The sequence below is a fragment of the Streptococcus mitis genome (assembly GCF_002096735.1).
GTDB lineage: Bacteria > Bacillota > Bacilli > Lactobacillales > Streptococcaceae > Streptococcus > Streptococcus mitis_CZ.
This window is the reverse complement of sequence record NZ_NCVC01000015.1, coordinates 28335-39389: the sequence shown is the minus strand read 5'-3', so window position 1 is coordinate 39389 and position 11055 is coordinate 28335. Positions and strand designations below refer to the sequence as shown.

Genomic DNA, 11055 nt, shown 5'->3' with positions numbered 1-11055 from the left:
TGATTGACTTTTAAATTTTAAAGGTTTATACTGAAAGACGAAAACGGTAGGTGAGGCTACCATAGGGATACGGATGACTACCGCAAAGCAGTGGAGACACTACTCGTTGGTCAACAGTCCTGGTCGCGAAGGCCAAGACTAAGCTCATTACATTGCCCTATGGAGTTAAAGCTTGAACGAAAAACAGATAATTAGTTTTTTAATCCTGCCATTTTATGGTGGGATTTTCTACTGTTTAAATCAAAGAAAGGAGATAGACGATGCAAATTGACGATCACCCGGAACCGCACATACACAGCCAATCGCTGATTTGTGTCGTTCTACCCTTATAAAGTGATTGGTCTCTGTGTATGAAACACATCATTCATACAGATAGGAGAAACCAATGAAAACTACAAAAGAAAGATTAGCAACAGCTATTCATACATCTTTAAACGAAACTCTATCTTTTTATAAGACAAGTCTAACAGGCTTGACTGAGGAGCAGGTGGAGAAAAATCGTGACCTATATGGCGAAAATACCATCACAAAGGGTCAAGAAGACAGTATCCTCAAAAAGATTTACGAATCCATTATCAATCCTTTTACCATCATCTTGCTGGTCATCGCCATGATTTCCTTGGTGACCAATGTCTGGTTGGCAAAACCAGGTCAAGAAGATCCGACAACTTCCATTATCATCGTTGTCCTAGTCCTCATTTCTGGTGGCATACGCTTTGTCCAAGAACTCCGTAGTGATAAGGCTGCGACCAATCTATCAAAAATGATTGTCAACACAGCGACTGTCATTCGTCAAGGAGAAATCCAAGAAGTACCTATCGATGATTTGGTAGTAGGTGACGTGGTTAAATTAAGCGCTGGAGACATGATTCCAGCAGATCTTCTTTTATTTGAGTCGCGCGATTTCTTTGTACAACAGTCGGGCTTGACAGGTGAAAGTGAATCGGTTGAAAAATTGGCCTTGACCAAGGCAACAGTTCAACAATCTGATAGTCTGCTGGAAGCAGAAGCGCTCGCCTTTATGGGAACCAATGTCTTGTCTGGTAGTGCTAAGGCCGTGGTTTTGGCGGTTGGTGATGATACCATGATGGGGGCCATTGAGCAGACTTTGAACACCTATGACGAGCCTACTTCGTTTGAGCGAGAAATGAATAGTATTTCGTGGCTCTTGATTCGTTTGATGCTGGTCATGGTGCCCATCGTTTTCTTGTCCAATGGTTTAACAGATGGCGACTGGTTGGAAGCTGGCGTATTTGCTTTGAGTGTTGGTGTTGGGCTTACACCTGAGATGCTTCCTATGATTATCACGGCCAGTCTAGCAAAAGGCTCCATCATTATGGCCAAGGAAAAAGTGGTTATCAAGAAACTCAATGCCATACAGGACTTAGGGGCGATTGATATTTTGTGTACAGATAAGACAGGAACTCTAACCCAAGACGAAATTGTCCTTGAATATCCCTTGGACATCCACGGACGCTTGGATTTGACCGTCTTGAGACGAGCTTATCTCAATTCTTATTTTCAAACGGGCTTGAAAAATTTGATGGACAGAGCCATCATCAAACGGACTGAAAAGGAAGCAAAAGAACACGCCCTCTTGCAAAATCTGGCTCAAACTTTTCAAAAAATAGATGAGCTTCCCTTTGATTTTGAACGTAGACGGATGAGTGTTATCGTTAAGGATGAACACGAAGTTGTTAGTTTGGTAACCAAGGGTGCCCTAGAGGAGATGTTGACGATTTCCAGTTATGCGGAATACCAAGGAGTGATTACTCCCTTGACAGATGTTATTAGAGAAGAAATTTTAGCAGAAGTCAGACAACTAAATCAACAAGGTTTGCGTGTCTTGGGAGTGGCCTATAAGTCAGGTTTGAGGGAAGGCCATGCCTATACAGTTGATGACGAAGGGGATATGATTCTAACTGGTTATTTAGCCTTCCTAGATCCTCCTAAACCATCTGCAGCACCAGCAATTAAGGCTCTGTTAGAACATGGGGTTCAAACAAAGATTTTGACGGGAGACAACGAAAAAGTTACCCAAGCAGTCTGTGAAAAGGTTGGTTTGGATATCAATCAGATGCTGTTAGGGTCTGAAATTGACCAGATGAGTGATCAAGAATTGGCTCAAGCCGTAGAGGAGGTAACAGTCTTTGCCAAGCTTTCACCTGACCAAAAAGCGAGGATTATTTTGCAATTTAAGGCTAATGGTCATGCTGTTGGCTATATGGGAGATGGGATCAATGATGCTCCTTCTATGAAAGTTGCAGATGTGGGGATTTCTGTTGATACAGCAGTAGATATTGCCAAAGAAACAGCTGATGTTATCCTACTTGATAAGGATCTCATGGTACTTGAAAAAGGACTTGTTGAAGGGCGTAAGGTCTATGCCAATATGACCAAATATATCAAAATGACAGTGAGTTCTAATTTTGGGAATATCTTATCCCTTTTGGTTTCTGGAATCTTTTTACCATTTTTACCGATGGCTCCAGTCCATTTGATTATCCTAAATCTAGTCTATGATTTGTCTTGTATTGCCTTGCCTTTTGACAAGGTGGATAAAGATTTTTTGAGAAATCCGCATACCTGGGAAGCTAAGTCCATCACACGTTTCATGGTTTGGATGGGGCCTATCTCTTCTGCCTTTGATATTTTGACCTTCAGTTTGCTTTATTTTATCATTGTACCCATGACAACAGGTCAAGCTTATGTTCATGGAGCGGAGTCTGCCGTAGGATTTATTGTCTTGTTTCAGACAGGTTGGTTTATCGAGTCCATGTGGTCACAGACCATGGTTATCCATATGCTGCGTTCAGCCAAAATTCCCTTTTTACAAAGTCGTCCAGCTTGGCTAGTCCTTGTGACAACCTTATTGGCTGCAGCCTTTGTGACCTTCCTTCCCTATAGTCCACTCGCAATCCTACTTCATCTAACTCCTTTAAAACCGATTTATTTCATCTTTTTACTTTTCATCATTATTTTGTATATGATTAGCGTGACAATTGTGAAAAAAATCTATATCAAAAAATATCAAGAATGGCTGTAAATTTCATTTTGTCAAGAAAAAAGTACGAAAATGACGAAAAAAGTTAAAAAAATTTAAAAATAGGTCGCAAGTCGGATGTTTTTTATGGTATAATAGACTAAACTGATAGTAACATGTAGCGAAAGGGGTAGGTACATGATTAAAATTTATACAGTCTCAAGTTGTACTAGCTGTAAAAAAGCAAAAACCTGGCTCAATGCCCACCAGTTAAGTTATAAAGAACAAAATCTTGGTAAAGAAGGAATTACGCGAGAAGAATTACTGGATATTCTGACAAAAACAGATAACGGAATAGCCAGCATCGTTTCGTCTAAAAATCGCTATGCCAAAGCCCTTGGAGTGGATATTGAAGATTTGAGTGTCAATGAAGTCCTCAATCTGATTATGGAAACACCGAGAATTTTAAAGAGCCCAATCCTTGTGGATGAAAAACGCCTGCAAGTTGGCTACAAGGAAGACGATATTCGTGCCTTCCTACCACGCTCTGTCCGTAATGTAGAAAATGCAGAAGCACGTTTGCGTGCAGCTCTATAAACATCAAGGCTGGGAGCAACTCCCAGTCTTATTTTAATTTCAAAAAGAAAGAAGAGAGAAATGAAAAAAATTGTTCTTGTTAGTCTAGCTTTCCTTTTTGTCCTGGTTGGTTGCGGACAGAAAAAAGAAACTGGACCGGCTACAAAAACAGAAAAGGATACGCTTCAGTCGGCATTGCCAGTTATTGAAAATGCCGAGAAGAATACAGTTGTAACCAAGACTTTGGTTTTGCCGAAATCAGATGATGGTAGCCAGCAAACCCAAACCATTACTTATAAAGACAAGACTTTTTTGACCTTAACGATTCAACAAAAGCGTCCAGTCTCAGATGAGTTGAAGACTTATATTGACCAACATGGAGTGGAAGAAACCCAAAAAGCTCTTCTCGAGGCGGAAGAGAAAGACGAATCCATCGTAGAAGCTCGTAAATTAGCAGGATTTAAGCTTGAAACTAAACTATTGAGTGCAACCGAACTTCAAACAACGACTAGTTTTGATTTTCAAGTTCTGGATGTCAAGAAGGCTTCTCAGTTGGAATATTTGAAGAACATTGGTTTAGAAAATCTCTTGAAGAATGAACCAAGCAAATATATTTCAGACCGATTGGCAAATGGTGCGACAGAACAATAGAAAATCCAAATAAATAGACTGCCTGAATTGTAGAACGTAAGGAATTATGCTATAATGGTACTATTCTAAGGAAAGAGGGTGTTAGAATGGGATTTACTGAAGAAACAGTACGTTTTAAATTGGACGATTCCAATAAAAAAGAAATTAGCGAAACTTTGACTGATGTCTATGCTTCGTTGAACGATAAGGGCTACAACCCAATTAACCAAATCGTAGGTTACGTATTGAGTGGAGACCCTGCCTACGTTCCTCGTTATAATAATGCACGAAATCAAATCCGTAAGTATGAGCGTGATGAAATCGTTGAGGAATTGGTCCGCTACTACCTTAAAGGACAAGGAGTCGATCTATAACCTATGAGAATTATGGGATTGGACGTCGGTTCAAAAACGGTAGGGGTGGCTATTAGCGATCCGCTCGGTTTTACAGCTCAAGGGCTTGAAATCATCCAAATCAATGAGGAGCAAGGTCAATTTGGTTTTGATCGCGTTAAGGAGTTGGTTGACACTTACAAGGTGGAACGATTTGTAGTGGGCTTACCTAAAAATATGAACAATACAAGCGGACCGCGCGTGGAAGCTAGTCAAGCATACGGAGCAAAGCTAGAAGAGCTTTTTGGTTTACCAGTAGACTATCAAGATGAACGCTTGACAACAGTTGCCGCAGAGCGCATGTTGATTGAACAAGCAGATATTAGCCGCAATAAGCGCAAGAAAGTCATTGATAAGTTAGCAGCTCAGCTGATTTTACAAAATTATTTAGATAGAAAATTTTAATACAAAGGAGAGGCTATGTCACACGATCATAACCACGACCACGAAGAACGTGAATTAATTACACTAGTAGATGAGCAGGGAAATGAAACCTTGTTTGAAATCCTTTTGACCATTGATGGAAAAGAAGAATTTGGTAAAAACTATGTTCTTCTAGTACCAGTTAACGCAGAAGAAGACGAAGACGGACAAGTTGAAATCCAAGCATACTCATTCATCGAAAACGAAGATGGAACAGAAGGCGAATTGCAACCAATCCCAGAAGACTCAGAAGACGAATGGAACATGATTGAAGAAGTCTTCAATAGTTTTATGGAGGAGTAAAAACGTCCGGGGGACGTTTTTAGCCTGACGCTAAAAATAAAAACCGTCAGTAAGTCTGGGAGACTGTATCAGCCCAACTCCCAGAAATTGGAAGAGTTGGAACGTCCGGGGGACGTTTTTAGCCTGACGCTAAAAATAAAAACCGTCAGTAAGTCTGGGAGACTGTATCACCCCAACTCCTAGAAATTAGAAGAGTTGGAATGTTCAGTGGATGTTTTACCCCACATTAAAATTTATAGTAGCTAGTGATTAGCTAACCAGGTAAGAGGTTGGGACGAAAATCCTGACCTCGTTTTTATTATCTATGGAATTTTGCTAGGTAATTGATTATACTTTTGTCGAGGAGAGGTATATGTTTGAAGTAGAAGAATGGCTTCATAGTCGGATTGGTTTGAATTTTCGATCAGGTTTGGGCCGAATGCAAGAAGCGGTGGATTTGTTAGGAAATCCTGAGAAGTCTTATCCTATTATCCATGTGACAGGGACTAATGGGAAAGGTTCTACCATTGCTTTTATGAGGGGAATATTTATGGGGCATGGAAAGAAAGTTGCGACCTTTACCTCCCCTCATATTGTCTCCGTCAATGACCGAATCTGCATTAATGGACAACCTATAGCAGACGCAGACTTTATCCGTTTAGCTGAGCAGGTCAAGGAGATGGAAAAGACGCTTCTGCAGACTCATGACCAGTTGTTCTTTTTTGAATTGCTGACCTTGATTGCTTTCCTCTATTTTAGGGAGCAAGAGGTGGATTTGGTTTTACTAGAAGTGGGAATTGGTGGCTTACTTGACACGACCAATGTGGTAACTGGAGAGCTTGCTGTCATCACCTCCATTGGGCTTGACCACCAGGAGACCTTGGGCGATAGTCTAGAAGCAATCGCAGAGCAGAAAGCTGGTATTTTCAAGACTGGTAAGAAGGCAGTGATTGCAAAATTGCCTTCAGAAGCTAGTCTTGTTTGTCAGAAAAAAGCCGAATCTTTAGCTGTTGACCTTTATCAGGCAGGCCAAGATTTTTCAATGCTGAATGGCGATTTTTCAAGTTCTTTACTAAATATTTCGCGGCTGAAAATAGGTTTAGAAGGAGCTTATCAGCAGGAGAATGCGGCCTTGGCGTTGCAAACTTTTCTTCTTTTTATGGGAGAAAGAAAGGAAGTTGTTGATGAGCAGGCTGTAAGACGAGCTTTGGAGAAGACCCATTGGGCTGGACGTTTGGAGCGTATTCGTTCTCATATCTACTTGGACGGTGCCCATAATCTCCCTGCCTTGACTCGCTTGGTTGAGTTTATCAAAGAAAAAGAGCAGGAAGGATATCGTCCTCAAATCCTATTTGGAGCCTTGAAACGGAAGGATTATCAAGGGATGTTGGCTTATCTAACTGAAAATTTGCCTCAGGTGGAACTCAAGGTGACCGGCTTTGACTATCAGGGTTCTTTAGATGAGACAGATATAACAGGTTACGATGTAATTCCTTCTTATCGCGAATTTATCAGCAGTTTCGAAGAAAGAGCCGATACCCAGGATTTGTTGTTTGTTACAGGATCTCTCTATTTTATCTCAGAAGTACGGAGCCACCTACTGACCCATGAGCAGATAAATTGACCTCCTTTTTGGAACTTGTTATACTAGGGGAACTATCAGTTAGAAGAAACATTCTCTACATTGGTAGCAGAAAGGAAATTCATCATGAAATTAAAAAGATTCACACTTTCTCTTGCTTCTTTAGCAAGTCTTAGTCTCTTAGTAGCTTGTTCACAAAGAGTTCAACAACCAGTAGTTCAATCGCAAACACAACAAACTCAGCAATCACAACCTGCTGCTTCATCTTCGGCAGAAAATTCAAACCAGGCAGCGACAAGTTCTTCACAAAATACGCCTGAGGCTCAACCAACCAATATTGATGGAACTTATACTGGTCAGGACGAAGGAGACCGTATCACTTTAGTGGTAACTGGAACAACTGGTACATGGACACAGGTAGAAACTGACGGAGATCAAGAAATCAAGCAGGTTAGCTTCGATGCCGCTAATCAACGCATGATTATTGGGGATGATGCCAAGATTTATGCAATTAATGGCAATCAGATGATTATTGACGATAGGGATAGAGAAGCGTCTGATCGCATTGTTTTATCAAAATAGACTGGAAGGAGACTGGTTTTGTCAGTCTCTTTTGCTTTTACTCAGAAAAATGATTATAAATACTTGCCTTCTACCGAATACCTGCGTTATACTAGTATTAATTACCTGTTTTTAGCATTCATACTCTTCGAAAATCTCTTCAAACCACGTCAGCTTCCATCTGCAACCTCAAAACAGTGTTTTGAGCAACCTGCGACTAGCTTCCTAGTTTGCTCTTTGCTTTTCATTGAGTATCAAAATATCAAGGAGGGGATATGAAATATAGAAAATTTCAATTATTGATGTCCAAGTATGGCTTTAGTCTTTCGATTATGCTACTTGAACTTTGTCTTGTTTTTGGTTTCTTTCTCTATTTAGGGAGTATGGCCCCTATTCTATGGGTAATTGTCTTAATTTTTATGAGTATGGCGACTATTGTCGCAATTGTCAATCGTTCAATGGCGCCTGAAAGTAAAGTAATGTGGTTAGTGGTAACTTTTGTTCCTGTCATCGGCCCCTTGCTCTATCTGATGTTTGGTGAAAGGCGATTGTCCAAAAAAGAAATCAAGCAGTTGGACAAACTTGGTTCCATGCATTTTCGGGAGGATAACAGTAAAGCTCTCCGCCAGAAATTGAAGGAAGATGATAAGGCGGCTTACGGAGTTATCAAATCTTTGCTAAGTATGGATAGCAATGCCGATGTCTATGATCGAACAGATTCACAATTCTTTTCTTCGGGTGAAAGCATGTGGCAACATATGTTGGAAGACCTCAAGAAAGCTGAGAAATTTATCTTTCTAGAGTACTATATTGTCGAAGAAGGTCTGATGTGGAATAGCATACTAGATATACTAGAGCAAAAGGCCGCTCAGGGTGTAGAGGTCAAGATGCTCTATGATGATATCGGCTGTATGGCGACTTTACCTGGAGACTATACTATTCAGCTTCGTAGTCGAGGAATTGAAGCCCATAAATTTAACAAGGTGGTTCCTCGCTTGACGGTGGCTTACAACAATCGTGACCATCGTAAAATTCTGGTCATAGATGGTCAGGTAGCTTATACAGGAGGTATTAACTTAGCTGATGAGTACATCAACCATGTAGAACGTTTTGGCTACTGGAAGGACAGTGGGATTCGCTTAGATGGCCCTGGTGTCAAGGCTCTCACCCGTCTCTTTTTGATGACTTGGTACATTAATCGTGGGGAAATCAGCGATTTTGACCAGTATCACTTGGAAAATCAGCCTTGTTCTGGCCAAGGGCTCTGCATTCCTTACGGTAGTGGACCCAAGCCCATCTTCCGTACTCAGGTAGGGAAAAAAGTTTATCAAAGTTTGATTAATCAGGCTACTGATTCAGTCTATATCACAACCCCCTATTTGATTATTGACTATGATTTAACTGAGAGTATTAAAAATGCAGCCATGAGAGGTGTTGATGTCCGCATCGTGACTCCTTTCATTCCGGATAAAAAATTAATCCAGCTCATAACAAGAGGGGCCTATCCGGATTTGTTGTCAGCAGGAGTAAGGATTTTTGAGTATAGTCCAGGCTTTATCCACAGTAAACAAATCCTAGTGGATAAGGACTTTGCTGCAGTTGGAACCATTAATTTAGATTATAGAAGTTTGCTTCATCACTATGAAGATGCAGTTTTGCTATATAAAACGGCATCAATCACAGAGATTCAAAAAGATTTTGAGGAGATTTTTTCAGTATCTCAAGAAATTTTCCCTCATACGATAAAAAATAGCTGGTATCAAAAATTGATTAAGGAAATTGCCCAGTTATTTGCCCCAATCTTATAAGAAATCTAGGACTTAGGACACAACCCAGTCCTATTTTTCTTGCCTTTTACGAATAGAAAGATAGAGGGGGAATGATGCTGACTCAGAAAGAATTGGATTATATCATGTCATTTAAACAGACGCATTTACACCGATTTCGGGAAATTGAAACCTTTGTGAAACTATGCAAAAAATCACTCAAACAGCCATCGCAAGCTGACAATTTTAGGTCTTTTTGATATACTAAGACAGATAAATTGAATAGGAGAAACGACATGGCTGTATATGGCAGAATCGAAGAAGTATCCGAAACGATACAGAGTAATGACATTGAAAATAGATTGGATAGGAACCTTGAATCTCATGTAGAAAAAGAAGAACAGGTAGCTTTCCCGTTTTTCAGACTCATCATTGGAAGTACGATTGCAACGTTTTTTTCTGTGGTGATACCTTTACTTTTAGATATGGTAAGTCCCTCTCAGGCGCAGGATTTGTATATAGGGTGGGCTTGGCATCAGGGAGGACAGCTCTACAGTAGCTATTATGCTAGTCACGGTCTTATTTATTACTTGCTACTTTACATCACCCAAGGAGGCATTCTTTTTGCCTTGGTAGAATGGCTAGCCCTCTTAGGAGGAGGTTATTTCCTCTTTTCTTCAACTGACTATCTGACGGGACAAAGGGAGCAAGCCAAGCAACTCTTAACCATATTTTATATTTTGGTATCCGGTCTCGGTTTTGGAGGAGGATATGCTACGATTTTAGCTTTGCCATTTCTGTTTGCAGGATTTTCGTTCATAGCAGCTTATCTATCAAATCCTAACCATGACAAGGGATTTCTACGTCTGGGGATTTTCTTGGCCCTATCATTTTTCATAGAGCCTCTTACAAGTCTTTTCTTTATTGCAGTAGTAACGATTGGTTTATTTGTCTTTAATGTTGGGCATGGCCGCCTTGCTCATGGAGTTTATCAGTTTTTTGCAGCAGCACTTGGCTTTTCTCTCATCTTTTACCCAGTAGGATATTATGTTCTTGCTTCAGGTGGTTTTGGAGAGGCTCTAGGGAGTCTTTTATATCCGATTGATTCCCTTCAGGTCTTGAATCCTCAACTAATGGATAATGTTGTATTCTATGGTTTGTTGACCTTTGGTTTAGGAGCTCTCTTCCTTGTTTTTCTAGGATTGTTCCAATCAAAGGCATCAAGATTATATGTTATTTCAGTACCAGCTAGTTTTACTTTCTTATTTGTATTAGCCTTGTTGCTTTTTTCTCAAGAACCTCTTCACGGTTCGCGTTTGATTCTAATCCTTCCGTCTTTACTCCTTCTTTTGATGACCAGTATTCGTGGGAAACATTCAGCTAGGGGAGCTCGTCGTCGGAGAAGAGAGGAAGTTCCTACTCTATGGAAAAAATTCATGAAGGGAAATCTCTACCTACCGATCCTAGTGGTGGTTTATCTGATTGCAATTCCTTTTGTGGCTCGTTTTGTCTTGCATCCAGCTTCTTATAGAGAACAACATCAAGTAGTAGACAGAGTCAAACAAGAGACGAGTGATGGTGACCAAATCTATATTTGGGATTCACATGTTCAGATGTATAAAGAAAGCCAGCGTTTGGCTGGATCCATGTTCCCATCACCTCTTCTTTACACGAGTACAGAAGAGAATAAAACTAGTTTACTCAATGACTTGAAAGAAAACCAACCTAAGGTGATTGTGGTGAACGATAAGGTAGCAGTCTGGTCTGAAGTGGAGACACTCTTAAAAGAAAATTACCAACCAGTAAAGACTGATTACTCAGAGTTTAAAGTCTATAAAATTAAATAACTAAATCAATATC

Annotated in this window: 10 protein-coding genes and 1 riboswitch; all 10 genes read left to right on the top strand. The window is 40.3% G+C overall.

Annotated features, from left to right (window positions below; translation table 11 throughout):
• Positions 1 to 40: 40 nt before the first annotated feature.
• A riboswitch (M-box (ykoK) riboswitch) is annotated at positions 41 to 191 on the top strand.
• A gap of 194 nt (positions 192 to 385) precedes the next feature.
• The 10 genes from mgtA to B7703_RS04505 all read left to right on the top strand — a co-directional run bounded on the left by mgtA (position 386) and on the right by B7703_RS04505 (position 11042).
• Complete coding sequence (mgtA, locus tag B7703_RS04560) at positions 386 to 3046, top strand: magnesium-translocating P-type ATPase (RefSeq protein WP_084923793.1); 2661 nt, start codon at positions 386 to 388, stop codon at positions 3044 to 3046.
• A 135-nt stretch (positions 3047 to 3181) separates the two neighbouring features.
• A complete protein-coding gene (spx, locus tag B7703_RS04555; protein WP_000591165.1) occupies positions 3182 to 3580 on the top strand; it encodes a transcriptional regulator Spx in 399 nt (132 codons plus the stop codon).
• A 60-nt stretch (positions 3581 to 3640) separates the two neighbouring features.
• The gene (locus B7703_RS04550) at positions 3641 to 4210 is read left to right on the top strand and encodes an SP0191 family lipoprotein (RefSeq protein WP_004255112.1); all 570 of its coding nucleotides are present in this window, start codon (positions 3641 to 3643) and stop codon (positions 4208 to 4210) included.
• 86 nt (positions 4211 to 4296) lie between these two features.
• Positions 4297 to 4563, top strand: coding sequence for an IreB family regulatory phosphoprotein (locus tag B7703_RS04545; RefSeq protein ID WP_000507059.1), 267 nt, complete (start codon positions 4297 to 4299; stop codon positions 4561 to 4563).
• A gap of 3 nt (positions 4564 to 4566) precedes the next feature.
• On the top strand, positions 4567 to 4986 hold the full coding sequence (gene ruvX, locus B7703_RS04540) for a Holliday junction resolvase RuvX (RefSeq protein WP_004239076.1): 420 nt from the start codon (positions 4567 to 4569) through the stop codon (positions 4984 to 4986).
• 15 nt (positions 4987 to 5001) lie between these two features.
• Positions 5002 to 5307, top strand: a complete 306-nt coding sequence (locus B7703_RS04535) for a DUF1292 domain-containing protein (RefSeq protein ID WP_000017620.1) — start codon at positions 5002 to 5004, stop codon at positions 5305 to 5307.
• 352 nt (positions 5308 to 5659) lie between these two features.
• Positions 5660 to 6910 carry a bifunctional folylpolyglutamate synthase/dihydrofolate synthase gene (locus tag B7703_RS04530; RefSeq protein WP_084923791.1) on the top strand — a complete coding sequence of 417 codons (1251 nt, stop codon included), beginning with the start codon at positions 5660 to 5662 and terminating at the stop codon, positions 6908 to 6910.
• Between the two features lie 84 nt (positions 6911 to 6994).
• Positions 6995 to 7450 carry an SP_0198 family lipoprotein gene (locus tag B7703_RS04525; protein ID WP_084923790.1) on the top strand — a complete coding sequence of 152 codons (456 nt, stop codon included), beginning with the start codon at positions 6995 to 6997 and terminating at the stop codon, positions 7448 to 7450.
• A gap of 254 nt (positions 7451 to 7704) precedes the next feature.
• Positions 7705 to 9237 carry a cardiolipin synthase gene (gene cls, locus B7703_RS04515; RefSeq protein WP_023946806.1) on the top strand — a complete coding sequence of 511 codons (1533 nt, stop codon included), beginning with the start codon at positions 7705 to 7707 and terminating at the stop codon, positions 9235 to 9237.
• A gap of 254 nt (positions 9238 to 9491) precedes the next feature.
• Positions 9492 to 11042: a hypothetical protein gene (locus tag B7703_RS04505; protein WP_064276754.1), complete on the top strand. Its 1551-nt coding sequence runs from the start codon at positions 9492 to 9494 to the stop codon at positions 11040 to 11042.
• Positions 11043 to 11055 lie beyond the last annotated feature (13 nt).